Below are 25,232 nucleotides of genomic sequence, written 5' to 3' on the forward strand. Positions count from 1 at the left end.
AGCGCCCCGGTGCGTGTGCTGATCGACCTGGACGAGCGTCGCTTTGAGTGCGAGGTGGCCAATGCTGCGCCGGCTACGACCCTGGCGGACCTGGTGGGGGCCGCAGGCGGGCCGCGTCTCTCGCCCGAAGATGCGGTGTTCGTGAACGACGACGAGGTGCGCGGGTCCACCCCTGTCTCGGAACTGGTACTCCTCGAGGGCAGCCGCATTTCCCGGGCGCCCTGGCCGGTGCCGCACCGCGTTCGCGGCTGGACGGTGACCCTCGCCGGCGGCCAGCGGACCGGCGGCGTGGTTGACGTTCCGCCGGGGCGCGAGATGCTGGTCGGCCGGTCCCCGCACGCCGATCTGAGCCTTCCCACCGAGAGCGCGTCGTGGGACCACTGCCGGCTGCGTCGGGAGGAGGACGATCTGCGGGTGCTGGATGCCGGGTCCACGAACGGCACCCTGGTCAACGGCCATCCGGTCGGGGAAGACGGGGTCCTGGTCACCGAAACGGCCACGGTCACGGCGGGCGGGACGGTGCTCCTCCTGCGGCGGACCCTGGACGAAACGCCGGCCCCGGCACCCGGGAGCCTGCATAACCTCACCCCGGCGGCGACCGCGCCGTTCAACCGTCCGCCGCGCCCCGGGCGGGCACCGGCCGGCGAACCCCTGGTCCCGCCCGCCAGGAGGGATGTGCCGCCCGCCGGCAAGTTCAGCTTCATCACGGTGCTGGCGCCCCTGGTGATGGCTGCGGCAATGGTGGTGATCCTGCGGGATCTGCGCTTCGCCATGTTCGCCATGCTCAGCCCGGTGATGGCCGTCGGCATGTGGTTCGAACAGAAGCGACGCCATGCCCGGGGCCTCAAGGAAGAGGACGAGCGCTTCACCGGGGCGCTAGAGGAGTTCGACCAGCAGATCCGCGCGGCCGCCGCGGTCGAGACCGCGCGGCGCCATCGGATGATCCCTGATCCCGCGACCGTGGTCCGGCGCCCGGCCCTCCCGGCCACCTCGCTCTGGCAGCGCCGTGCCGACTCCGATGACTTCCTGGCCCTGCACGCCGGCACGGGTGACGTCCCATGGAAGCCCGAGGTGGACCGCACAGCCAGTTCGCGGCTGGACGGCAGGGTGAAGGACTCTCTTGAGGCCGCGCGCCTGCAGGCCGCGCCGGTGCTGGTGGACCTGACCGATGCCGGCGTCGTGGGCATAGTGGGGCCGCGGGAGGGGACTTTGGCGCTGGCGCGGTCCCTCCTGGCCCAGGCCGCGGTACACGTGGGCCCGGCGGACCTGACAGTCGGCGTCTTCTGCGACGCCGGGCGGGCTGATGAGTGGGAATGGGCCTCCTGGCTGCCGCACACGCGCCAGGCCGGCAGCAGCACCGGCGAAAGGTGGATGTCCGCGCACCGCGAAACCAGCGTCGCAATGCTTCGCGCGCTCAAGGATTCCGTCCAGGAGCTGCCCACACCGGGGCTGCTGGTGGTCCTGGACTCCGAGGTGCTCACCGAAGGCAGGGACGCCCCGGCGCGGGCGCTGCTCGGGATGGGTCGCTCCGTTCCCGGGGTCCATGTGAACCAGCAGCAGCGCACGTCCCGGGTGGCGGGCATCGTCATCGCCACCTCGGAGGAGCAGTTGCCGGCGTCCTGCACCACGATCATCAGGGTCGGGGCAGACGCGGCGGCCACTGTGGACCAGCCGCAGGACCTGACCCGTGTGGAGGACGTCATCCTGGCGGGCCTCGACCAGGAGGAGGCGCTGCGATGCGCCATGCGCGTGGCGCACTTCGACGACCCGGAACTGCGCGTGCCCGGGGCCTCGCTGCCCTCGCTCGTGCGGCTGCCCGGGCTCCTCGGCTATGACCGCCCGGACCCGGCCACGGTCCTCCGCCTGTGGCAAACTCCCACGGGGATCTCGACGCCGATAGGTACCGGCGAGAACGGGACCCTGACCCTGGATCTGGTCAAGGACGGTCCGCACGGCCTGGTCGGTGGCACCACAGGCTCCGGCAAGTCCGAGTTCCTCCGCTCGCTCGTGGCCGGCCTCGCGGCGCGCAACGATCCGACCCGCCTGAACTTCATCCTGGTCGACTTCAAGGGCGGGGCCGCATTCAAGGCATGCGAACGCCTTCCGCACACCATCGGCACGATCTCCAATCTGGACGAACAGCTCGCCGACCGGGCCATCCGAGCCCTGGAGGCGGAGATGGAGCGCCGTCAGCGGGTCTTCGCAGAGGCCGGGGAGGGCATCGACAACCTCAGCGCGTATCTGGCCACGAACCCGGCCGAGCCCATGCCCCGGCTGCTGCTGGTCATTGACGAGTTCGCCATGCTGGCTAAGGACTTCCCTGACGTGCTCAAGGCGCTCGTCAGTGTGGGTGCCGTGGGCCGCACCCTGGGTGTGCACATGATCCTGGCGACGCAGCGTCCGGCCGGCGTCGTCAGCGACGACATCCTCGCGAACACGAACCTCCGGGTGGCCCTGCGCGTGCAGAGCCGCGACGACTCCAGCAACGTCATCGGTGTGCCGGCCGCCTCGGCGATCGGCCGCGCCCAGATGGGCCGCGCGTTTGTGAAGCTGGGCCAGGACGACATCACGCCGGTGCAGACGGCCCTCGTGACCGGGCGGGCGCAGGTCGGGAGCGGCCCCGCCGTCGACGTCCGCGGGCTTCGCCAGTTCGGTGTCCCCCTACCCGCGGCGGCGGCGCCGTCTGCGGCCTCGGACGAGAACGATCTGGACCTCCTCATCGAGTCTGTCGTCGAAGCCAACGCCGCCGCAGGGTACGCCCCGCCGCGGCAGATCTGGCCTGAGGCGCTGGGCGAGCGTGTGGAGCTTGAGGGTTTCCTCCCTGCCCCGGACGGCGGCCGCCATGCCGCACCGTCCGATTCCCCCGCCGATCCCTCCCCCGTGCCGCTGCCGACGGTGGGCGGCGTCTCGGGCTCCACGGTCATGGTGAACCTCGTGGACGAACCGGAGCTGCAGCGCCAGTCCGCGGCGGGATGGAACATGTCCGTGGGGAACCTGATGCTCATGGGCGTGGCAGGCTCCGGCACGAGCACCACGCTGGCGTCGATCGCACTGGCGCTGGCAAAGGACACTGATCCGGCCGAGCTGGACCTGATGATCCTCGATATGGGCTCCCGTGAGCTCGAGGCGCTCAAAGGCCTGCCGCACACCGTTGCGTATGTGGGCACCGGGCCCGGCGCCAAGGAGCAGCAGGCGCGCTTCCTGCGGCACTTGAACACCGAGCTGGAGGCCCGCCGCGCGAACCCGGGCGGACGCCGCCGCACCGTGGTGCTGCTGGACGGCCTGGCCTCGCTGCGGGACGAGTTCCAGGATTTCGAAGGGCAGCAGCTGCTGGGTCTGCTGTACCGGGCGTACGCGGACGGCCCCGCGCTGGGTCTTTCCTTCGCGGTGTCCACCACACGCGCAAAGGCGGTTCCTTCGGCCATGAACGAGGTGACGCTGCAAAGGTGGCTCTTCCGGCTGGCGGATACTTATGACTATTCGTCGCGTGGCATCCGGGGCAAGGAGATCCCTGCAGCGCTTCCTGGCCGCTGCGTAGATCCCCGTACCTCGCTCCAGATGCACGTGGCCACGCCCGGCATTGGACTCGGGGCCGCGGTGGACCGTGTGCGGCAGTGCTGGGCGGATGCGCCCGCGAAAACCCCGACCATCAGGCGCCTGCCCTCCAACATCACGCTGGCGGAGCTGGGCGTGGAACCCCGGCTGGGGGCCGAGCCCTGGCTCATACCAGTGGGAATGCAGGAGGCCGACCTCTCCCCTGCGTTCCTGGAGATCTACGAGGGCGAGCACGCACTGATCGCCGGGCCCGCCCGTTCCGGTAAGTCGACGCTGCTGGTGGCCCTGGCCGATGCCCTGCGGGGCGCGGCCACATCCCTGGGGCGGGTGCAGGTGTGGGGCATCTGCGATCGGCGCTCCCGGCTGGCGCTGGCCGAGCTGGATCGCGTGGCCGTCGGCACGGACGAGGTGCCGGCCCTGCTGGCCTCCCTGCGGCTTGAGCGCGGCCCGGTGTTCCTGCTGATCGACGACGCCGAGCGCTTCGAGGACGCGGACCAATCCATCGCAGGGGTGGTGGCATCCGGGCAGCCGGGGCTGTGCGTCATCGCAGCCGGGCGGGCCGCGGACCTCCGCGGGCTGTACACCCACTGGACCAAGACCGTCCGCAAGTCCCGTCTGGGCGTGCTGCTGCAGCCGGACATCAATTACGACGGCGAGCTGCTGGGTGCCGCGCTCCCGCGCCTGGCGCCCGTGGCGCTGACAGCCGGACGGGGATATATCAGCGTCGGCGGACAACTGGGGCTGATCCAGTCGATGAGTGCGGAAAACTGAGCCCGACGGCGGAGCTCGCCAAGAATCAAGGGCCGCAGGGCGGCCCTGAGGAACCAGATCGACAGCGTTGGAGTGTACGGTATGCAATTCGCACAGACGGGTGAAGCGCTGGGAGCGTCCTACCGATTCGGCGAACGCGTGGGGGCCGGTGCCGTCGGCGAGGTCTGGACCGTCACCTCAGCCGACGGACGGACGCTGGCCGCCAAGGTCCTGCGCCCGGAGCATGCCGACGATCCCTCGCTCGTGGAGAGGTTCGTCCGGGAGCGGTCCGTGCTGCTTGGGCTGCAGGACCCCCGCATCGTCACGGTCCGCGACATGGTGGTGGAGGGCCCGCGGCTGGCCATCGTCATGGACTTCGTCGCGGGCGGCTCGCTGCGGGACGCGCTGAAGGCGGCCGGGCCACTGCGTCCAGCGGACGCCCTCAACATCGCCGCCGAGGTGTTCGACGCGCTGGCCGTCGCCCATGCGCGTGGCGTGACGCACCGCGACATCAAGCCGGACAACGTGCTCCTCTGCCGTCCCTGGCCTGACTGCGGCCCCGGCGATGTGCGGGTCTCCGACTTCGGGATCTCCGACGTCGTGAGTGAGAGGGTCCGCCAGACGACCGGCCTCATCGGCACGCCGCAGTACATGCCTCCCGAGCTAATCAGCCAGGGCCGGTCTGGTCCCCCGGGCGATGTGTATGCCACGGGCGTCCTGGTTTACGAGCTCCTCGCCGGGCGGACTCCATTTGCCGGGCCGGGCACTGACTTCAGCGTCGCGTACCGCCACGTCACCTCGCGCCCCCCGCGGATTCCCGTGGAAGACGCGGTGTGGGATGTTCTCGAGGGGCTGCTGTCCAAAGACCCGGCCCAGCGCCCGACGGCGCGTGAGGCGGCCTCAAGGCTACGGCGCCTCGTGCCAGGGCTTGCCGGCAGCGCCGCCATCGCCCGCGCCGACACCCCGGCGGACTTCGACGCCGTCGAGCGCCCGGCCACAGTGGTCCGGGGCGCCTTCACGGAGGAGGATCTGACGGTCTTCGCGTCCGGCCCGCTGGGCGACGGGCAGGCTCCGGACCTCGGGGAGGCGGGCAGCGCAACCATCGCCCGTCCGATGCCCCGCCGGGAGGTGCGGCCCCAGGCTGAGGTCCGGCGTAAGGAGAAGGATGTCACGCCGTTCTGGCGCGCCCGCAAGGCGCTGATCCTCGGCGGTACCGCGGCGCTGCTCCTCCTCGGGATGGTCGTCGGTTTCGTGGTGCTCGCCCCAGCGGGCGGGCAGACGGCGCCCGAGGCGGCGGGCGCGAAGCTGTCGACGCAGCTGCAGGACCCGGCCCTTCCGACCGGCCTGACGATCTCGCGGGACGCCGCCTACGAGCCGGCCTCCGGCCAGATCCGCCTGACGTTGGCCTACACGGCGCAGAAGGCTCCCTTGTCGGGCGAATTCCTCGAGGTGATCCCGGGCCTGGCCGGCAGCGACGGGTGCCCGGCCGTGACGTGGGACGGGGCTTCGGTGGGCCGGAACCAGGCCTCGATCACCGGCGTCGACATCGAGTGCGGCTGGAAGCTCTCGGGGATCAAGGTCCCCTCGGGAGGGTCAGTCCAGGTGACCGCCACGGTGCCGGTGCGCCCCGGGGACCAGCAGGCACTCGACGCGTGGCTGCGCGCCGGGTCCGAGGCGACGACGGCGGCGACACAGGACCCTGCCGTCAAGAGCACCGCCTATCCCGTCCAGCGGCTACAGGGCGTGGAGGTTCGCACCCCGGCGCGGGTCGTGACGCCCAGCCCGCTGAAGATCACGCTGGTGCCGGTGTGGGCGGGCGGCGCAGACGAACTGAACCCGCTCTACATCAGCCCAGCCGCGGGCAAACCTTCGCAGATGCTCGAGGCGGTGACCGGCGGCGAGAAGGGGCTCCGGTTCGCAGACGGCTGCGGCGGGGCGCTTGCGGTAGACAGCTCGGGGCTCACCGTGACCGCTTTGCAGATCAGCCCCCAGTGCACCGTGCGCGCCAGCGTCGGGAACTTCACCGAACTGCAGTCCCCCGCCTTCGGCATCACCTCCCGCGAAAATTCGCTGGACTAAGGCTCGGGGCCGTCCGGCAGCTGGCTGCGCGGGTATGTGCGATTCGCAGGCTATTAACGGACGCCCGACGTGGATACGAGCTGCGCAAGGCCTTCGGAGTCTTCCCCTGCCACCCGTTCGACTGCCTGCAGCGCCAACTCCACGTCTTCAGGGCCAATCTCCGGCCCATGAGCGGTCACCCACGTCGCAGCGTTCTCCGGCAGGTCGCCCGGAGGGTTTCCGTGCGCGGCTGAAGTGATCTCGGCGGCGGCAATGGCCACACTGCCATCTGGTGCCTGCACGTAGCCGTCGCCGGCATTGGCCAGCGCGCCACGCACCACCTCGGCATCACCGGCTTCGAGTTCGTCCAGCCAGTCCATCGCATCGTCATTCTCGAAAGGCAAAAAGCCCCACGCGCCCATCTGTTCGCCCTTTCGGTCTGTTCGATCGTTGCTAGAGCCTAACCTGAAGGGTCGGCCGGTCCCGCAGAAGTTCGTGACGGAACACCGCGCGTCCAGTGGGAGGACCATCGTGGCTCCGGCCACCTGCTGTTCACCCGACAGTCGCAGCCGGTTAATTACTCGTCAGTAACGTGGCGAGCTCTTGATAAGACCTATCTTGAGAGGCTCCCCCAATGAGCACAACTCGTACGCGAGGCATCCTCACGGCGGCTGCGGCCGTCATCCTGGCCGCGTCCGCCATCGGCGGCACGGCAGCAGCCCAAGCCGCCGGCACCGGCCAGGCCACTCCTTCCGGCATCCACCACGACACCGTTACGGCCCTGGCGGACGCCTTCAACGGCGTCGACCGGAACACCGCCTGGAAGCAGACGTCCAAGCTGAAACTGAACTTCCCCACCTACCACACCGAGGGAATCGCCTACAGCCCGGACCACATCTTCCTCTCGGCAGTGCAGATCACCGAGCCGACCAAGAAGTTCCCGGCCCCTCAGGGCGGCTTCGACCGCACCGCCGGCAAGGGCATCGGCCACCTGTTCGTCATGGACAAGACCGGCAACCTGCAGAAGGACATCATCCTGGGCGAGGGCGACATGTACCACCCGGGCGGCATCGACTTCGATGGCACCAACGTCTGGGTCCCGGTAGCCCAGTACCGGCCCAACAGCAGCGCCATCATCTACCGCGTCGACGCCAGTACCCTGGACGTGCACAAGCAGTTCGAGGTCAAGGATCACTTCGGCGGCATCGTGCTGGACAAGCAGACCGGGCACCTGGTGGGCAACACCTGGGGTTCGCGGCGCTTCGCCGAATGGGACCTGAAAGGTAAACAGCTCTCGACCTGGGAGAACCCGAACTTCTTCATCGACTACCTGGACTGCCAGTACGTGCCCAACTCCAAGATGCTCTGCGCCGGGGTCACCAACCTCCCGCAGACCCCGACGGCCGGCGGCACGGCAGCCACATACGAACTCGGCGGCATGGCCATGATCGACCTCAAGTCCCGGAGCGTGATCCGCGACGTGCCGTTCCAGCAGTGGTCCACCGCCGGGCACGTGGCCACCCGCAACCCCTTTAAGATGACTGCTAACGGCAGCCACCTCACCATGACGGTGGCCCCCGACAACGGCGAAGAAGGCAACGGCACCGAGATCCTCACTTACGAGGCCGACGCCGCGCCCGCCAAGTAGCACCCCTCCACATCCCCCAACACCGCGCGTCGATCGACGGCGGTCCCCAGTGTCCTCCCCCAACAGGAACGATTGGATACCCCATGCCTAATCCGGCATCACGATTCACCCGGAAACGCCTCGCCACCGCCACCGGCGCGGCAGCCCTGGCCGCCTCGGCCCTGACCGCCGGCCTGGTCGGCCTTGGCGCGGGCCCGGCCACCGCCGTCGAAAACCCGGCAGCCACCACCACACCGATCAAGCACGTCGTGGTCCTCTTCCAGGAAAACGTGTCATTCGACCACTACTTCGCCACCTACCCCAAGGCGGCAAACACTTCGGGCGAGACACTGCAGGGCACAGGGTCCGCAGCGGCCTCCTTCACCGCCTCTGACGACACCCCCAAGGACATCAATACCCTGGCCACCGCCGGCCTGCTGGCACCGAACAACCCCAATTCGGTCCAACCCGCACGGCTCTCCCCGATGCAGGCCGTCACCTGCGACCAGGATCATGAGTACACCGCCGAGCAGAAGGCGTACAACGGCGGACTGATGGACAAGTTCGTGGAATTCACCAGCAGGGATGCATGTGCACCGAACCAGTACGGGCGCCCCGGGCTGACCATGGACTACTACGACGGAAACTCCGTCACGGGCATCTGGAACTACGCCCAGAACTACGCCATGAGCGACAACCACTTCAGCACCGTCTTCGGCCCCTCCACCCCGGGCGCGCTGAACCTGGTCTCGGGGCAGACCCACGGTGTCAAGGAATTCACTGCTGCCGGCCAGCCGGTGACACCCACAACCAGCGACTACACGGTGCGCGTCCCTGACGCCACCGGCGTCGGCACCATGATCAACGACCCCGACCCGGTCTACGACGACTGCTCCAACAACAGCCACGCCAAGACCAACAATCTGGCCGGCATGACCGGCAGGAACATCGGCGACCTGCTCAACGCCAAAGGCGTGTCCTGGGGCTGGTTCCAGGGCGGCTTCACCCCCACCACCGAGGCAACCGCCACGACCCCCGCTGCCTGCAAGAGCACCCACAACAATGTGGCCGGCGTCTCCAGCACGGACTACAACCCGCATCACCAGCCCTTCCAGTACTACGCCTCCACCGCCAACCCGCACCACCTGGCCCCGGCGAACAACGCGGAAATCGGCCACAACGGCCAAGCCAACCACCAGTACGACCTGACCGACTTCAACAAGGTGGTCAATAGCGACAACATGCCGGCCGTGTCCTTCCTGAAAGCCTCCAACTTCCAGGACGGCCACGCCGCCTACTCAGACCCGGTCGATGAGCAGAACTTCATCACCAGGACCGTCAACCAGATCCAACAGTCCAAGAACTGGGACAACACCGCCGTCGTGCTCGCCTACGACGACTCCGACGGCTGGTACGACCACGTCGCAGCGAAGGTAAAGAACGCCTCCAACAGCCCCGACGACGCCGCCTGGTGCCAGAATGCCGCCGCCAAGGGCGTCCCCGTTGCCGGCGGCTACGCCGACCGCTGCGGCCCCGGCCCGCGCCAGCCCTTGGTGGTCATCTCCCCGTTCGCGAAGAAGAACTTCGTGGACCACAACGAAACCGACCAGGCCTCCATCCTGCGGTTCATCGAAGACAACTGGCACACCGGCCAGATCGGCGACGCCTCCGCCGACGCCACCGCCGGGTCCATGAATGCCATGTTCAACTTCCACCACGCACGCAACGACAAGGTCCTGCTCAACGAACAGACCGGCGCCGTCGCCACCATCACCCACAACGGCAACGGCAACTAAGCACCACCTGCTGCCCTGAACCGGGCAGTTCCATCCAACACAGGGCGCGGTCACCCCAGAAAGCTGACCGCGCCATGCCCCGAGATTAATTGGAGAACCCATGAAGTACACCAAGCTGCTGACCGCGGCTGCCATCACCGCCGGCCTCGCCCTGGGAACAACCCTCCCGGCTCACGCCGCCGACACCAACCCCAACGGCACCGAAAACCACTTTGACCTGCAGGCACACCGCGGCGGCATCGGCCTGACCGTCGAATCCACACTGGCCTCCTTCGCCAAGGGCATCGAGACCGGGGTCAGCACTCTGGAAATGGACCTGCAGATCACCAAGGACGGCCGCGAGGTCATCACCCACGACCGGAAGATCAGCGGACAGAAGTGCAAGGACACCGCCCCTGTCACGCCGGGCGACCCGCTGTATCCGTATGTCGGGAAGTACATCAAGGACCTCACCTTCGACCAGGTCCGCAGCCTGGACTGCGGCTCCCAGACGCTGCCGCAGTTCCCCGGCCAGCAGGCCTCCCCCGGCGCGAAAATGCCGACCCTCGCCGAGGTGTTCGACCTCGCCAACCGCTACCGGGCCAGCCAGGTCAAGTTCAACATCGAAACCAAGGTCGAAGCCGGGGCACCGGAACAGACCGCCCCGCGCGAACAGTTCGTGGACGTGGCCCTGCGCGAAATCAACAAAGCGCACATGGCCGAACGCGTCTCCATCGAGAGCTTCGACTGGGGCTCGCTGCGCCTGGTGAAGGAACGCCAGCCCGGCATCCGCACCGTGGCGCTGACCAACAAGGACTTCCTGCAGGCCGGACAGCCGGGCAAGTCGCCCTGGCTCGGCGGCATCGACGCGGACGACTTCGGCGGCGACCTCGTGGACTCCGCAGCCTCGCTCGGCTTCGACGCCATCTCTCCCGTCCACGGCACGCCCCAGAACGGCACCGTGACGGACCCCGGCTACGTCCCCTACGTGACCGCCGACATGGTGACCCGCGCCCACGCCAAGGGCATGCAGGTCATCCCGTGGACCGTCGACGACAAGCCGACCATGCGCAAGCTCATGGACGACGGCGTCGACGGCGTCATCACCGACTACCCGGACAAGCTGCGGGACGTCATGGCAGAGCGGGGCCTGAAGCTGCCCAAGCAGTACACTCTGGAACCCGGAGCATCCGCAGCAGCCGCGGGCTAACGCGCTCCTGATTCGCTCCTTTAGACCCCTGTTCCGGCCCACCGGAACAGGGGTCTTTCTTACGGGTGGGCGGGAGTGACCACGGCGCTGTCGCATGCTTTTGCCGGGTCCGGGGTGCAACGGGGGGAATGCGTACGGACCCGGCAGTCCTGAAAGTAGACCCGCGGCGCTGGTTCGGGTTCCTCGAGGCGCGTCGAATATTGCGCGCCCACCTCGGGGAAAACGTGGGCCACCTGGGGCCGGATCTCCACAGTCCCGGCATTCGGGGCCTCCACGCGCCGCCCCCAGCCTTCTTCCAAGAATTCAAGCGGATACTGGTCTCGGGCCGGCTGCGGTTGGCCGACGTTCCAAACCCTCCGGGATCTGATTGGTCACCCAGACCGCCGCCGGCTCCCAAAAGCCCGGCCAAACCAGCGCGCTCAGCTCAGCTAGTCATTTCATCCGCACCCGCAAATTTAGTAAGCACCCTTGCTTTTTTGCTGCCACATATGAATAACTTGATGGCTAACGAGGGTTTCCGCCTCGGAGACGGAGGGCCCCGTCCCCCAGCACAGCTGAAGGCCGCAATGCGGTTCTTAGCCTCCGGCGCGCCCTCGGACAAAGAAGGAGACTGAGGAATGAAGAGGAGAGCCACTGTGATCACCAATGAACACCTCGACCGCCTGCTCGCCGGCCACGGCCACGTCCTGAGCACGGAAGGGGAAAAGATCGGCGGCGTGGGCCAGGTCTACGCCGACGACGACACGAATCAGCCCAACTGGGTGACGGTCAAGACCGGGCTGTTCGGCACCCGTGAATCCTTCGTGCCGCTCGAAGGCGCCCGGGTCGAGGGCGACGACATAGTCGTCCCCTTCAGCAAGGACCAGGTCAAGGATGCGCCGGGCGTCGACCCCGATGGGCACTTGGACCCGGCGGAAGAGGACCGCCTCTACCATCACTACAGCCTCGGCAACGGCCATCGCACCCACACAAACGCCACCGCCGGCCTGGACGCCACGGACACCGGAACGGACCGGGACTACGACGCGCGCGGAACGGTGGGCAGGGACACTTCCGGCCCCACGACCGACGGCGCCATGACCCGCTCGGAGGAACGCCTGAACGTGGATACCGAAAGGCAGGCGACCGGCCGGGCTAGGCTGCGCAAATACGTCACGACGGAAAATGTCACCCAAACCGTTCCGGTCAGCCGCGAGGAGGTCCGGATCGAACGTGAACCGATCACTGACGCCAACCGTGACGCCGCCCTTTCCGGCCCCGACCTCAGCGAGGAAGAACACGAGATCACCCTGCACGAGGAACGGCCCGTAGTCGATAAGGAGACGGTCCCGGTTGAACGTGTGCGCCTGGACAAGGACGTCGTAACCGACGAGGAAACCGTCACCGAGGAAGTCCGCAAGGAACGCGTCGACATTGACGGTATCGACGACACCCGCCGCTAGACCGGAGAATTTCCGCTGCGCGGCAGTCGTCAGGGAGCAGCCGGACCTGTGGGGGTCAGCCTTCAGGTCCGGCTGCTCGCCTGTGCGGGTCCAGGAAATCCGCTCCTCCACCGCAAGGAAGCAACCATCGTGGCTTCGAGAACCTAGAGAAAACTTGCGGTCCGTCGAAGCTCTAATGCGGACCACTTGAATTTCCAGCGGGCATGGAACCTGGGGTCCTTCGGGCAACACTCACTCGGCCAAGATGAAGAAGCTCTTCGGGTCGTCGGCGCCGAGCAGGTCGTGGCGGAACACGATGGCGTCCACCGGCCGCGTGTCGATGAACAGCACCGCCACTGTCCGGGAGTGGACCTCCGTGTACCGGGTAGGGCCGTCCACCAGGAATGGATCCCGGTGTACTCCTCAACGTCCAGCCCGTCACCGAGCAGGCCCCGCTCCGCCAGCAGGGAGTAGACAAGATTCCAGGCGAGATCCATCAGTTCGTGGATCGCGGCCTCAACTGTTGGAGCTGTCATGCCTCCATGCTCCTCCCGGGGGCGACAGTCTCGCGGACGGCATCACGCGTGTCGCGACCTGGCCCAAGACCGCCATCGATCCGGCTCTGGACACCGACGCTCAGCATTCTTAGCGGTAAGGCGTGCCCGAGCCAATGGAGGACAGCGGCACGGGTGCAGTCCGGAATCAGCCATTCTGTTTGAGGAGAGCGCCATGACGACAGCACGTGAAATCATGACCTGCGGCGTCGAATGCGTCGGTGAAAACGAAACCCTGGAAGCAGCGGCCCGCAAAATGAAAGAGCTCGACGTCGGCGCCCTGCCAATCTGCGGGGAAGACAAAAGGCTCAAAGGCATGAACACAGACCGCGACATCGTCATCAAATGCTTCGCCGAAGGCAGCGACCCGCGCACCGCCAAGGCCGGTGATTTCGGCCAAGGAAAACCGGTGACTATCGGCGCTGACTCCTCCATCGAGGACGCCATCAAGACCATGCAGGACCACCAGGTCCGCCGGCTGCGGTCATCGACGGCCACGACCTGGTCGGCATCCTCACCCAAGCCGACATCGCCAGAAACTACCCCGAAGACCGCGGGGTGAGCTAGTGGAATTCATTTCGTTCTACTAGGTCCAGAGCAGCAGCCCGGCCGCCGTCCCACGCAAGGTTACGGCGGCTGGACCCCCAAGGGGCAAGGTTTACCGTGAACTAACACCGCTAGTCCCTGCGAAGACCGCACAGAGAAAGGCATGACAGCACGCCAAGCAGTCCGTCCCTTCGTGCGTTCATGGGCGCGTCCCTACTCCCCCGAATTCCAGGACATCGCCCCTGCAGTCATCACCGGCGCGTGCCCGACGGGCTGGTCGTGGAATCCACCGAGCACCTCCTCACCGCGCATTATAAAGCCCGTGAACAGGGGAAACACTGTGCCCGAGGTGGGACTCGAACCAGCCGTGTCAATGGCCATTAGTTTCTGCCCAACGGCGGCCAGTTAATGTGCCCGCTGGTGGCCAGTGAAACTGCCCGGTGATGGCCAACAGATCTGCCCACTGAAGGTTTCGGCGGGGTTGGCCATCGTGGGGTCGTGTCAGTTCAGTTGGGTGACTCCTTTTCCGGTGAGGGCCTGGGTGAGCCGGATGGAATCGCCGCTGGTCTGGCAGACATGGGCGTGGTGCAGCAGCCGGTCCACGGTGGCGGTGGCCAGGGTTTTGGGCATGAGCTCGTCAAAGCCTGCCGGGTGCAGGTTCGAGCTGATCGCGACGGAGCGCTTTTCGTAGGCTGCGTCCACGACCCGGTAGAGGCCTTCGGCGGCGTCCGTGGCCACCGGCAGGAGCCCGATGTCATCGATCACGACGAGTTCGGCGCGCAGGATTTTGGCCACGGCCCGGGTGACGCTGTCGTCGGTGCGGTGGGCCCGGATCAGGGCGCCGAGGTCCTCGAGCCTGAACCAGGCCACGCGCATGCCGGCTTCGACGGCTTGCTGGCCGAGGGCTTCGAGGAAGAAGGTTTTTCCGGTGCCGGACGGTCCGCAGACGACCAGGTTCTCCCTGCGGCTGATCCATTCCAGGGTGCGCAGGGCCTGCTGGGTCGGCGCGGGGATGGAGGAGACGGTGGGGTCCCAGGCGTCGAAGGTTTTCCCTGTGGGGAAGCCTGCTGCCTTGCGCCGGGTGGCGAGCATGGACCGGGCCCGGCCGGCTGTTTCTTCGGTGAACAGGGCTTTGATGATCTCTGCCGGTTCCCAGCGCTGGGCTCGTGCGGTCGCGATGAGTTCCGGGGCCAGGGCGCGGGCGTGGGGCATTTTCAGCTGCCGCATCAACGCTTCAAGTTCGGCCGGCAGGGGCGGCGCGGTGGTGTTCGTGGTGCTGACAGGGCTCATCGGTTCGGCTCCTTCACAGGGGCGGGTTCAGTGCCCAGGCCGGCCCAGGCACTGGTGCCTTGGGTCAGGGACCGGGTCTCGTCCGCGGCGTGGGTGGTGGTGCGTCGGATGTTGGCGTTGAGGATCGAAGCCAGATCGCCGTGAGCGAAGCGGCCATGCAGGGCGGCGTCGCCCAGGGCCCGGTCCACCGCCTCGGCGCCGGCGATTTTGGCCAGCGTCACGGCCTCAGCCATTTTCACGTTCATCCGGGCCGTCCCGGTCCCGGCGGCTTCCACGAGCCAGGACCTGGCGCCCTCGCCGATGGCAAGGAATTCGGCCTCACCGGCGTTGCGTGCCTTCACGGCGTAGTCGCCCGGGATCCTGGTCCTGGTCCCGGGAAAGTGCTCATCGATGATCGCGGGGCTGCCGGGCCTGGCCCGGTGATGGCGGGCGACCTCGACCGGGCCGGCGGGGCCGTGGTGGACGATGATGACCTGCTCATCGGGCTCGGTGCCGTGGGAGCGGACGAACACCCTCGCGCCGAGCAGATGCGCGGGCACGGAGTACTGGGCGTTCTCGAAGGTGACCATCGGCGTGTTCCCGGAACCGTGCGGGCCAGTCCGAACGCGACCGTGTGCGCCGTGTCCGGGATCCGGTGCAGCCGGAGCTGTTCCTCTGCCAGCACCGCTGCAGGTTTGCGCCGGATGGTGCGGTGCTCCCGGTTGTTCACCTCGTCCATGAACGCCTCGCAGGCGGCCTCAAGTTCAGTGAAGGAGCTGTAGTCCGCCCGCAGGTTGGTCTCTTTGGGAACGATATCGGCCTTGGCCAGCTTCACGGACGCTTCGACGCCTCCCTTCGTGGCGGGGTCCGCCGGCTGGCAGGTCAGCACGGTGACCCCGTAGTGGCGGGCGAAGTCCAGGGTCTGCTGGTTCCGCACCGGCACCCCGGCCACGTGGGCCGTGGTCACGGTTTTCTCGTTGTCCGTCAGGACGTAGGTCGGTGCCCCGCCCAGGATCCGGAAGCAGCGGTCCAGAGCGGCGAACACGCTCGGCGCGGTCCGGTCCCGCAGCGGGATCACGATCCGGAACCTCGAGAACGCCAGCCAGGCAACGAACAGGATGGTCTTCACTCCGCCGATCCGTGGTCCGTCGCCGAAGTCGTACTGCAGCCACATTCCTGGCTCGGTGATCCACGGCCGGTGAACGCGGGTGTGTCCCAGCCGCCACGCGGCCTTGACCTGCGCGATCGCACGGCGGGTGGACCGCTCCGAGCCCGCATACCCCATGGCGAGGAGCTTCGCGTGGGCCTTGTCGGCGCGGATCCGCCCCTTGGACGTCTCGATCCATTCCTCGATCTTGGGCAGGTAATCGTCCGTGACCCTTGGCCGGGGCCCAGGTTCGGCGATTGGCCGGCCGGCGTCCCGCGCCGCGACATGCCTGGCAACAGTGTGGTGCGAGCAGCCCGTGAGCTCCGCCGTGGCGCGCAACGATCCAGTCAGATCGTAGGCAGCAAGAATTTCCATGATTTCTCCGTCATGCTTCATACAGGGCCTCTTCCTGGGATGACATTTGGTGCGACTAGACACCGTCATCAAATCCCGGGGAGAGGCCCCCACCGCTTAAGACGCGGCAGGTTCAGTAAGGAAGTGGGCAGATCTCATGGCCACCAATGGGCAGTGCTACTGGCCGTCAGTGGGCATTTCCGTGGCCGCCTACGGGCAGTTTTTCATGGCCGCTGACACAGCCGCTCCCCCGGCAAACCGCCACTGCCCCAAAAAACCTCCCCAATCCGGCCCAGTCCGACGCCGATGCAACCGAGTGCGAAGCCCGCGGTGCGGACACTGTCCACACCTTCTTTTTGCCCATTTTGGTGCACTGCCGAACAAAGCGCTGCCGTCCTTCGCTTCATGAGAGTTCCGCTCCAACGCACGCCATCGCCCCGGCCTCGCGGCACCAATTTCCCGGCGCCAGCCGGAATGCGACGCACCACATTGGCTGAGCGCTTCTCTTCGCACCCTGCCCCCTCTGGAAGCACTAGGGCAACGACGCAGCCACCACGCCTCAACGAGAGATTCGCCTAGGCTGGCTCCGTGAGCATCGAGTCTCCGGGTCAGGTCCGCGACTTCGCCCAGGACCACGAATGGGAGCAGGTCAGAGGATGGCTCAAAGAGCCGTTAATAGGACTGCGGTGGAAGAGGGGAGCTAGGGGCTCAGTGACTCACGCAGTTGCTGCAGCGCAACTTGAACGTCGGTCTCGGACCGCTGGATCTCCCTGACGTTCATCCCCGTAAACTCTTTCACCGCACGGCGCATGCTCTGCACGTTGGTGAATCCGCACGATGCCGCGATTTCTGAGTAGGTCATCTTTTGAGGGCCGGTTTGAAGGAGCAGTTGGAGCGCTCTACGCGTTCTCAGTGCGCGTATACGCTCACTGAGGTGCAGTTCTTCATTCTCGAAAAAGTAGAACAGAGAGCGACGGGAGAGATTAAATCGTTCGGCGACCATTGCTACGTCGAGATTGGGGTTCTCATAGCTGGCATCAAGGTATTTCTTCACCGCCCGATTTAGGGCAGGTTTCTGCGCCTCATCGCCGACCGGCGTTTCAAGGAGGGAACCTACCAGGGTCGCAATCACGGATCGGAGGATGTCTCCGGTTCCAGATGCTTCCTGGTCGATGCCCGGCCGCTTCCAACTCAACAGCGCAGGAATCACGAAAGTGCCCACAATTGGATGCTTTGCGAGGTCAGGCAGGCGAAGCAGGGAGCCTAGCGCGGCCTCGCTCACATCCAGGCTGCTGCGGTCGATGTTGATCTGCAAGGCGTGAAATCCCTCGGGCGCCTCGAAACTGCCGCCTTGTGAGGTATCGATGAACCTGACGGAGCCCGTTGATACTGGCTCAGGCATTCCGTCGAAAGCGAGCGTTAAGGCGACCGCTTTCCTGAAGTAGGCCAGCCGAAGATCCCTGGCGTCGGGGTTCGGCGCCCACGAGCCCAGTGCGGGGGCGTTGCACATTTCGATGAGGCTGAAGCCTGGCCCGACAAGACTAATGGCCGACGGACTGAAGGACACAGGAGTCTGCCGTGCCGACTTTTCCAACCGCATCGGAGTTTCGACGGCACTGCCGTACCACGTCCGCCAATGTTCGAACCTTTGCTCGGGACTGAGTCCCTCCGGCACTGCATAGCGTCGCAGGTGACCGCTGCCCCCGGAACCCAATTGAGGCATGGGATTCTCCTTTCCACCAGCGTGAGCCTTCGTGGCAATCGTGGGAACGGCCACAATGGCTTAGTCAGCGGTTGCGGTGGGCTCACGCGGCTGGCCAGAAAAAATTCTGGCTGTTAGACCAAATTTTACCTTTGTCTACATTCCGCATGAGTCTGTTGGGGCAATCTGGTGGTTCTCTTCGGCATCTTCTTATGGGAACGTCGTCATGCCGCGCGCCGCAGCTAATTGGTCACAAAGTCCTGCAGTGAAGGTCTAGCAGGACTGAGCGACACTGGCAGCGAGATGCCTGACTCGCTGAGGGGCAAGGGCATATTCGATGGCCAAGATGCTGGCCCCAACGACTCCAGCTTCGGCGCCGGTTTCGGACTGCGTGATGTTCAGGTGTTGCGTGGCTAAGGGCGTTGACCGAGTGTAGACCATTTCGCGGATTCCGGCGATCAGATGTTCTCCGGATTGTGCTAGCGATCCGCCGACGACAATCAGGGAAGGGTTGATGAGGCTCACGCACATGTTGAGCATTTCCCCGATGTCGCGGCCCGCCTGCCGGACGGCTTGAATGGCGGCCAAATCGCCGGAACGGACGAGCGAGACGACATCGTTTCCGGTAGTTGCCTCGAGTCCCTTCTCACGGAGATGGGCGGCCACAGCCGGAGCGCCTGCGATTGCTTCCAGACAGGCAGTCTTGCCGCAGCGGCATTGAATGCCTGCGGCCTTGGAAACGGCGATATGGCCGACGTCTCCTGCGACACCTGCCGCGCCTCGTTGCAAGACGCCTCCACTTATTACGCCGGAACCAATACCGGTGGCGACTTTAAGGAAGATCATGTTGTCCTCGTCGGGCCAGCGTGTGGCCCGTTCGCCGAGTGCCATGATGTTGACATCGTTGTCGACCAGTACGGGGACGTCAAAGGTCCGCTGAACGTAGGCGGGGACATCGAATCCATCCCATCCTGGCATGATGGGGGGGCTGGTCGGCTTTCCGGTGGAGTGTTCAACCGGACCGGGCAACCCGATGCCGACAGCGATCATATCCGTTGCCGGGCGCTTCACCTTGTCCAAATGTCCCTGCAGCGTGGTCGCTAGCCAATCCAGAACAGCTTCCGGTCCCCGCGCGATCTCAAGTCGTTCAGTGGTTCCGAGGAGAACCTTTCCTGACAGGTTTGTAAGCGCCACGGTTACGTGTGTGGCGCCGATGTCCGCGGCGGCGACTAGCCGCGCACCCGGGTTAAAGGCTAGCCGCGCCGAGGGCCGGCCTCCGGTGGAAGCCGCATCGGATACCGGTACAACGAGGCCGAGTTCCAGGAGCGGCTCAAGGCGAGAGCTGATGGCAGCACGCCCCAGGCCCGTTATCCCGGCCAGGTCGGCCCTGGTTCGCGGGCGTCCGTCCCGCAGGATGCGCAAAAGTTCGCCGGCACCGCCGCTGTTCATGTCTCTCCATTCCGTGGGCTCACACATGAGGTGTGAAGGGCGAGCGCGAAGTCTTGACACATCATGTGACATGTCCCCTCGGCGGGGCCCGCATTCACCACCCAGTGTCAGGCGCCCATGCCTTCCCGTCCACTCGCCAACGCCCAAAGCATCAAAAAGTGCAACTTCAGTGCGCAGCCCCCCGCCCACAGGATCAAAAGGTGCAGACTTTTGCTGATTCACTGACTAAAGCTCCGGCGTGCGTGTCATTGTTTCGGCATGGAAAACGACCAAATCACGACAGCCCCTTCCCGGTTACGGGCCGGGTTCGTCGGTGCCGGGTTCATGGCTGAGGTGCATAGCAGAGCCGCCCGTGCTGCCGGGGCAAAGATAGCCGGCATCGCATCGTCCAGCGCTGCCAGCGCCGCCCGCGCCAAGGACCGTCTGGGCATCGAACAGGCATATGCCTCTTTCCAGGACCTGGTCGAGGACGAGACGATCGACGTCATCCATGTGTGCACTCCCAACGCCACGCACCCGACCCTGACCGAGGCAGCGCTGGCGGCCGGTAAACACGTTGTCTGTGAGAAGCCTCTGGCTACCAACGTGCAGGACGCCGCCCATCTCGTGGAGCTGGCCGCTACGGCCGGGACGGTCGCGACTGTCCCTTTTGTCTACCGGTTCCACCCGATGGTCCGCGAAGCCCGGGAACGTATTGCATCCGGCCAGACGGGACGGATCTCTACCATTCAGGGGTCCTATCTTCAGGACTGGCTTTTGTCCCGGGACGACGATAACTGGCGGGTGGATGCCGCTGTCGGGGGCCCGTCACGGGCGTTCGCCGACATCGGGTCCCACCTGTGCGACCTGATCGAATTCGTGAGTGGGGACCGGATAACACGGGTCGGTGCGCTGAGCCGCACTCTGTTCTCAGGCCGGGCAAACCACAAGGACGTCCAGACCGAGGACCTCGTTGTGGCTGTATTCGCCACTGAGAACGGCACCGTGGGAAATCTTCTGGTCAGCCAGGTTGCGCCTGGGCGGAAGAACCGCCTACTGATCGAGATTGCGGGTTCTGAGAGCACGGTCCAGTTCGACCAGGAGGCGCCGGAGACGTTGTGGCTTGGTAAACGGGTCGGTTCCCAACTGCTTGTCCGCGACCCAGACGCGCTTAGCCCGGAAGCGGCTCGGCTCAGTGTCCTACCGGCGGGGCATCCACAGGGTTATCAGGATGCGTTCAATGCATTTGTCGCCGATACCTATTCCGCGATCGACGGCGATATCCGCGATGGCCTGCCTACCTTCCGCGACGGCCTACGAGCAGCCGTCCTTACTGAAAGCATCATCGAATCCAGCAAGTGCGACGAGTGGGTCGATGTCCCTCACGTGAAAGAACTAGAAGGAGTGCAGTAATGAAAATCATCCAGGTAGGCCTCGGCGCATGGGGCGCCTCATGGTTAAGGGAGGCAGTACGATGATCCGATCTCTCGATCGCGTGAAGCGATCACGCATCGTAGCGGGCTTGGGAGCCGCGCTCACCGTGACCCTCTTGGCGACCGCATGCACGGGCGGGTCATCGACACCCAGCGCGGCGGCCGCGAAACCGGCGGAGCTGCGGATGCTCTACACCACCGATGAAGCCAACAGCGCCGCAATCGCTTCGCTGGTGCCACAGTTCAAGGAAAAGTTCGGCATCGATCTGAAGATCGACAACCAGCCGTACGACGCGTTGCAGCAGAAGGTTTTCTCCGAGTTCGCTTCCAGCAGCAGCTACTACGACATCGTCGTCGTCGACACTCCGTGGGCGCCAGCCCTGGTGCAGAACCTCGAACCCCTGAGCGAGTACCTCGAGAACGGGGCCCTGAACCCTGACAGCCCGCAGTCCAATGTGGGCGACTTCATCCCCAAGGTGTTCTACGACACAGCCGTCTACAATGCTGACTCCCCGATCAGACGCTATCCGGACACCACGGCAAAGCCCGACGCTGCCGCGATCAAGAACGCCGGATTCGACGTGTACGGGATGCCGATCCAGTCGAACGTGGCCGTCATGGCCTACCGCAGCGACCTGTTCAACGACCCCGCCCAGAAGGCGAATTTCAAGGCCAAGTACGGCAAGGACCTCACGGTCCCGAAGACCTGGGACGACTATGCCCAGGTGGCGGAGTTCTTCACCCAGCCGGACAAGAAGCTTTACGGCACCACGGTCATGGCGGGTGTCGGCGACTGGGCCACCGATGACTTCAAGACCCTGCTCGCCTCCCACGGCGGGGACGGGACCCTGGCGGACGAGAACGGCGAGCCCACATTCGACACTCCGGAAGGAGTCCAGGCACTGGATTACTACGCCAAGCTGGCGCAAAGCGGACATGTCCCCCCGGGCAGCACGTCAGCGGACTGGGGTACAACCGCCGAATCGTTCGGCAGCGGGCTGACCGCCATGACGATCAACTACCACGACCTCAAGCTCGGTAACAACGTCAAGGGCGGCACCATCGGCTACGCCCCGGTGCCCAGTGCGAAGGCCGCCGGACCCCACTTCGGGACCTGGATGCTTAGCGTCAACAAGAATTCCAAGAACAAGGAGTGGGCCTACCAGGGGATCAGCTGGCTGACCGCCGCCGAACAGCAAACGACGATGACCGCCAAGTCCCTGCACCCCAGCCGGACCTCCGTCTTTGCCAGCATCAAGAGCGACAACCCCCTCGCGCCCTTCTACAACACCCTCGGAAAATCCCTCGCAGAAGGCGTCGGCCGCGCACGGCTGACCAACTACACCGAAGTCAGCCACGAGGTTGCGGTCGCGGTGAACAACGCAGCAACCGGCGCTTCCTCGCCAACGGACGCCCTCAAATCCGCGTCAGACAAGGTTTTGGCCCTCCTCAAATCGGCCGGCTACTAACCCCTCGGACCTCTCAAGGTCGCCCAAGGAGTATCGACTATGAAAGCAACCGCCGCACCATTGGATGCGACCTTGACGGTTGACACTTCCCGCCGCGCGGACGGCCTTGACACGGCAGGCCCGCGCGGCAGGAAGCCGCTGACCTGGAAAAAACGTTCGACACCGTGGGTCTACATGGCCCCGGCAATGTTTGTCCTGCTGCTGATGACGGTGGCCCCGGCCATTTTTATCTTTTACTCGGCCTTCCGCAACGACAAGATCCTCGGGGGCGTGGGCAAATTCGTCGGACTGGACAACTTCATCACGGCGGTCACCAACGCCTCGGTCCAGCACGCATTCCTGATAACGTTCGGCTTCGTCGCGGTCGCGGTGATCCTGGAGATGATTCTTGGATTCGCCCTGGCACTCCCGCTAGCAGCCCAGACCCGCGCCAACAAAGTCGGGGCCGCGCTCATGTTGCTTCCGTTTGCCGTCACGCCGGCGGTCGCGGCCATGGTCTTCAAGCAGCTGCTGAACCCCAACTACGGGTGGGTAGGCTACTACCTCGGCTTCTTAGGATTCCCCAAAGGCATCGACCTGCTCGGTGATCCGACAACGGCATGGATCGTCCTGGTCGTTCTCGACATGTGGCAGTGGACCCCCTTCATCGCCCTGATCCTGATGGCCGGCCTTCAGTCCCTGCCGGGGGAACCCCGGGAAGCAGCCATGGTCGACGGAGCGACTCCATGGCAGATGTTCCGGCACATCACGTTTCCGGCCATGGTTCCGTTCATTGCCATCGCGGCCGTGCTGCGGACCATCCAGGCGTTCAAAACCTTCGATTCATTCAAGATCCTGACGGGCGGCGGTCCCGGTGAGTCCACCGAAATCATCAACCTCGGCATTTTCCGCGTCGGCCTTCAAAGCTTCAACGTCGGTCTCGCCTGCGCACTGGGCGTGGTCTTCCTGATCATCCTCTCGCTCCTTATCCCCGTCATGCTGCGCATCATCGGCCGCCGAGCAGACCCTGAGGAAATGTAATGACAACGACATCATCAGCCAGCCGCGGCGGCGCCGTGGCACGCGTCATCATCGGACGTACCTTCCTGTGGGCATGGCTCCTGATCGGCCTCGTTCCGCTGCTGTTCATGTTCCTCACCTCCATCAAGCCGTCCGGGATCGCCAACCAGATCCCCCCGGCATGGATCTTCCAGCCCACCCTGGACAACTACGCCTCCGTACTGTCAGCCGGCGGCGGCAAATCCGAAAGCTTCGGCCAGCTGCTCGCCAACAGTGCAATCGTCAGTCTCGGTGCCACCGCCCTGGCCATCGTCGTGGGGGTCCCGGCCGCCTACGCCCTGACCATGAGGGATTTCCGGGCACGCAAGGGGCTCTCATCCTGGATCCTGTCGACCTACATGTTCCCGCCCATCGTCGCCGTCATCCCGGTCTTCGTCCTCGCAGGCAAGCTCGGGCTCATGGACACCTACCCGGCCCTGATCATCCCGTTCGCTGCCTTCAACCTGCCCATCGTGGTCTGGATCCTGCGCAGCTCGATCCTGCAGCTGCCCTATGAGATCCAGGAAGCCGCCATGGTCGATGGGGCCTCGACATGGAACGTGCTCCGCCGGATCATCTGGCCCCTGCTCGTGCCGTCCGTCGCGACGGCCGCCGTACTGACCATCGTCCTGTCATGGAACGAATTCCTGTTCGCCCTGTCCCTGACCCGGAGCGGAGCGAAGACCGCTCCGGTGGGCCTGCAGCAGTTCACCGGGATGTACGGCACGGACTGGGGCAACATCACCGCCGCCGCGACCTTGATCGTCGCGCCCATCCTGGTGCTCATGGTCGTCCTGCGCCGCCAGATGGTCGCCGGCCTCACCTTCGGTGCAGTCAAGTAAATGAGTATTGGAGAAGAAAAGATGAAAGCAGTCATCCTCCCCGGTGACAAAAGAGTCACCGTCGTGGAACGCGACATCCCGGAACCGGGGCCGCATGAAGTGCTGGTGAGGACCCGTGCCTCCGCGATCTGCCGCAGCGACATGAGCATCTACTACGGCACCCCGATCGTCGGCGGCGAAGGCGCCGGCCAGGGTTCAGTGATACCCGGGCACGAGGCAGCCGGCGAAGTCGTCAAGGTCGGGAACGCCGTGACCCACGTCAAAGAAGGCGACCGTGTCGCCGGCTACCTTGCGCTGGGCTGCGGATTCTGCGAGTACTGCCTCAGCGGCTACATGATGCTGTGTAACCAGTGGAAATGCTTCGGTTTCGACGTTCACGGCGGTGACGCCGACTACTTCGTGCTCCCCGAACGCAACTGTCTTCAGCTCCCCGACCAACTCAGCTTCCGCGCCGGGGCGGTCATGACGGACATGGTCGGCAGCCAATACCATGTGCAGAAGCAGCTCGGCGTGGCCGGCGGAAAAACCGTCGCCGTCTTCGGCATGGGACCAATGGGGTCCGCCGCGGTACTCATCGGCAAGGCCTTCGGTGCCCGCGTCATCGCCGTCGACGTCATCGACCACCGGCTCGAACAGGCCAGCTCGCTCGGCGCGGACGCCGTCATCAACAGCACAACAGCCGATGCCGTTCAGCAGATCCGTGACCTCACCCAGGGCCGCGGCGCGGACGTCTGCATCGATTGTTCCGGCAACCCCGCCGGGCAGAACTCCGCCCTGGACGCCGCCGCCAAACTAGGCGCCGTCGCGTTCGTCGGTGAGTCGCGGGCCACGCAGATCAACCCCAGCGACCAGATGCTCAGAAAACTGCTCACCGTCGTCGGCGGCTGGTACTTCCCCGTCAGCGACTGGGAAGACATCGTGCGCCTCGTCATCGACCAGAAGATCCCGGTCGAAAAGCTCATCAGCCACGACTTTTCCGTCGATCAGGCCGAGGAAGCCTTCCGCGCCTTCGACCAACGCGAAACCGAAAAAGCCGTCTTCGTCTGGTAAACCC

At 65.6% G+C, this 25,232-nt stretch carries 16 protein-coding genes and 2 pseudogenes; 12 read left to right on the top strand and 6 right to left on the bottom strand.

All coding sequences use genetic code 11. The features are described from left to right. The first annotated feature begins 9 nt into the window (after positions 1-9). Both R5O87_RS03750 and R5O87_RS03755 read left to right on the top strand, forming a co-directional pair. Positions 10-4,326: an FtsK/SpoIIIE domain-containing protein gene (locus R5O87_RS03750; RefSeq protein ID WP_410558211.1), complete on the top strand. Its 4,317-nt coding sequence runs from the start codon at positions 10-12 to the stop codon at positions 4,324-4,326. An 81-nt stretch (positions 4,327-4,407) separates the two neighbouring features. After that, positions 4,408-6,384, top strand: coding sequence for a serine/threonine-protein kinase (locus tag R5O87_RS03755; protein ID WP_410558210.1), 1,977 nt, complete (start codon positions 4,408-4,410; stop codon positions 6,382-6,384). A gap of 53 nt (positions 6,385-6,437) precedes the next feature. On the opposite strand, the gene R5O87_RS03760 is transcribed toward R5O87_RS03755, so the two are convergent. Beyond that, positions 6,438-6,785, bottom strand: a complete 348-nt coding sequence (locus R5O87_RS03760) for a DUF4259 domain-containing protein (RefSeq protein WP_410558209.1) — start codon at positions 6,783-6,785, stop codon at positions 6,438-6,440. A 212-nt stretch (positions 6,786-6,997) separates the two neighbouring features. Between R5O87_RS03760 and R5O87_RS03765 the strand changes: the two genes are divergently transcribed. The 4 genes from R5O87_RS03765 to R5O87_RS03780 all read left to right on the top strand — a co-directional run bounded on the left by R5O87_RS03765 (position 6,998) and on the right by R5O87_RS03780 (position 12,417). Then, positions 6,998-8,011 (top strand): DUF6454 family protein, encoded by a 1,014-nt coding sequence (locus R5O87_RS03765; RefSeq protein ID WP_410558208.1) that lies wholly within the window; start codon positions 6,998-7,000, stop codon positions 8,009-8,011. An 83-nt stretch (positions 8,012-8,094) separates the two neighbouring features. After that, on the top strand, positions 8,095-9,786 hold the full coding sequence (locus tag R5O87_RS03770; RefSeq protein ID WP_410558207.1) for a phospholipase C: 1,692 nt from the start codon (positions 8,095-8,097) through the stop codon (positions 9,784-9,786). A gap of 100 nt (positions 9,787-9,886) precedes the next feature. Further along, positions 9,887-10,975, top strand: a complete 1,089-nt coding sequence (locus R5O87_RS03775) for a glycerophosphodiester phosphodiesterase (RefSeq protein WP_410558206.1) — start codon at positions 9,887-9,889, stop codon at positions 10,973-10,975. A gap of 635 nt (positions 10,976-11,610) precedes the next feature. Then, the gene (locus R5O87_RS03780; RefSeq protein WP_410558205.1) at positions 11,611-12,417 is read left to right on the top strand and encodes a DUF2382 domain-containing protein; all 807 of its coding nucleotides are present in this window, start codon (positions 11,611-11,613) and stop codon (positions 12,415-12,417) included. A 231-nt stretch (positions 12,418-12,648) separates the two neighbouring features. Here the strand turns inward: R5O87_RS03780 and R5O87_RS03785 are convergent, their stop codons facing one another. Further along, complete coding sequence (locus R5O87_RS03785) at positions 12,649-12,795, bottom strand: hypothetical protein (protein WP_410558203.1); 147 nt, start codon at positions 12,793-12,795, stop codon at positions 12,649-12,651. Positions 12,796-13,125: 330 nt separating this feature from the next. On the opposite strand from R5O87_RS03785, the pseudogene R5O87_RS03790 reads away from it, so the two are divergent. Then, positions 13,126-13,540: pseudogene (locus R5O87_RS03790) on the top strand (CBS domain-containing protein). A 457-nt stretch (positions 13,541-13,997) separates the two neighbouring features. Here R5O87_RS03790 and istB read toward each other — a convergent pair. The 4 genes and pseudogenes from istB to R5O87_RS03810 form a co-directional block, all read right to left on the bottom strand. Continuing rightward, on the bottom strand, positions 13,998-14,786 hold the full coding sequence (istB, locus tag R5O87_RS03795; protein WP_410558548.1) for an IS21-like element helper ATPase IstB: 789 nt from the start codon (positions 14,784-14,786) through the stop codon (positions 13,998-14,000). Next, a pseudogene (gene istA, locus R5O87_RS03800) lies at positions 14,783-16,308 on the bottom strand (IS21 family transposase). The gene istB and the pseudogene istA overlap by 4 nt, the downstream one beginning before the upstream one ends. Before the next feature lie 658 nt (positions 16,309-16,966). Beyond that, entirely contained in the window at positions 16,967-17,989 is a 1,023-nt protein-coding gene (locus R5O87_RS03805) for an AraC family transcriptional regulator (protein ID WP_410557203.1), read from the bottom strand. Positions 17,990-18,241: 252 nt separating this feature from the next. Beyond that, positions 18,242-19,417 (bottom strand): ROK family transcriptional regulator, encoded by a 1,176-nt coding sequence (locus tag R5O87_RS03810; protein WP_410557202.1) that lies wholly within the window; start codon positions 19,415-19,417, stop codon positions 18,242-18,244. A gap of 258 nt (positions 19,418-19,675) precedes the next feature. On the opposite strand from R5O87_RS03810, the gene R5O87_RS03815 reads away from it, so the two are divergent. From R5O87_RS03815 to R5O87_RS03835, 5 genes are all read left to right on the top strand, one after another. Further along, complete coding sequence (locus tag R5O87_RS03815; protein WP_410557200.1) at positions 19,676-20,809, top strand: Gfo/Idh/MocA family protein; 1,134 nt, start codon at positions 19,676-19,678, stop codon at positions 20,807-20,809. Between the two features lie 127 nt (positions 20,810-20,936). Further along, the gene (locus R5O87_RS03820; protein ID WP_410557199.1) at positions 20,937-22,298 is read left to right on the top strand and encodes an ABC transporter substrate-binding protein; all 1,362 of its coding nucleotides are present in this window, start codon (positions 20,937-20,939) and stop codon (positions 22,296-22,298) included. Between the two features lie 72 nt (positions 22,299-22,370). Next, a complete protein-coding gene (locus R5O87_RS03825; RefSeq protein ID WP_410557198.1) occupies positions 22,371-23,318 on the top strand; it encodes a carbohydrate ABC transporter permease in 948 nt (315 codons plus the stop codon). Next, entirely contained in the window at positions 23,318-24,178 is an 861-nt protein-coding gene (locus R5O87_RS03830) for a carbohydrate ABC transporter permease (RefSeq protein WP_410557197.1), read from the top strand. Before R5O87_RS03825 ends, R5O87_RS03830 begins: the two co-directional genes overlap by 1 nt. A gap of 21 nt (positions 24,179-24,199) precedes the next feature. Further along, positions 24,200-25,228: a zinc-binding dehydrogenase gene (locus tag R5O87_RS03835; protein WP_410557195.1), complete on the top strand. Its 1,029-nt coding sequence runs from the start codon at positions 24,200-24,202 to the stop codon at positions 25,226-25,228. Positions 25,229-25,232 lie beyond the last annotated feature (4 nt).

The organism is Arthrobacter globiformis (genome assembly GCF_046536215.2).
Classification (GTDB): domain Bacteria; phylum Actinomycetota; class Actinomycetes; order Actinomycetales; family Micrococcaceae; genus Arthrobacter; species Arthrobacter globiformis_E.

Excerpts from the sequence above, each read along its gene's own strand:
- R5O87_RS03810 (WP_410557202.1), bottom strand. The coding sequence starts at position 19,417 with ATGAACAGCGGCGGTGCCGGCGAACTTTTGCGCATCCTGCGGGACGGA.
- R5O87_RS03815 (WP_410557200.1), top strand. The coding sequence starts at position 19,676 with ATGGAAAACGACCAAATCACGACAGCCCCTTCCCGGTTACGGGCCGGG.
- istB (WP_410558548.1), bottom strand. The coding sequence starts at position 14,786 with ATGAGCCCTGTCAGCACCACGAACACCACCGCGCCGCCCCTGCCGGCC.
- R5O87_RS03805 (WP_410557203.1), bottom strand. The coding sequence starts at position 17,989 with ATGCCTCAATTGGGTTCCGGGGGCAGCGGTCACCTGCGACGCTATGCA.
- R5O87_RS03760 (WP_410558209.1), bottom strand. The coding sequence starts at position 6,785 with ATGGGCGCGTGGGGCTTTTTGCCTTTCGAGAATGACGATGCGATGGAC.
- R5O87_RS03775 (WP_410558206.1), top strand. The coding sequence starts at position 9,887 with ATGAAGTACACCAAGCTGCTGACCGCGGCTGCCATCACCGCCGGCCTC.
- R5O87_RS03835 (WP_410557195.1), top strand. The coding sequence starts at position 24,200 with ATGAAAGCAGTCATCCTCCCCGGTGACAAAAGAGTCACCGTCGTGGAA.
- R5O87_RS03755 (WP_410558210.1), top strand. The coding sequence starts at position 4,408 with ATGCAATTCGCACAGACGGGTGAAGCGCTGGGAGCGTCCTACCGATTC.
- R5O87_RS03830 (WP_410557197.1), top strand. The coding sequence starts at position 23,318 with ATGACAACGACATCATCAGCCAGCCGCGGCGGCGCCGTGGCACGCGTC.
- R5O87_RS03765 (WP_410558208.1), top strand. The coding sequence starts at position 6,998 with ATGAGCACAACTCGTACGCGAGGCATCCTCACGGCGGCTGCGGCCGTC.
- R5O87_RS03770 (WP_410558207.1), top strand. The coding sequence starts at position 8,095 with ATGCCTAATCCGGCATCACGATTCACCCGGAAACGCCTCGCCACCGCC.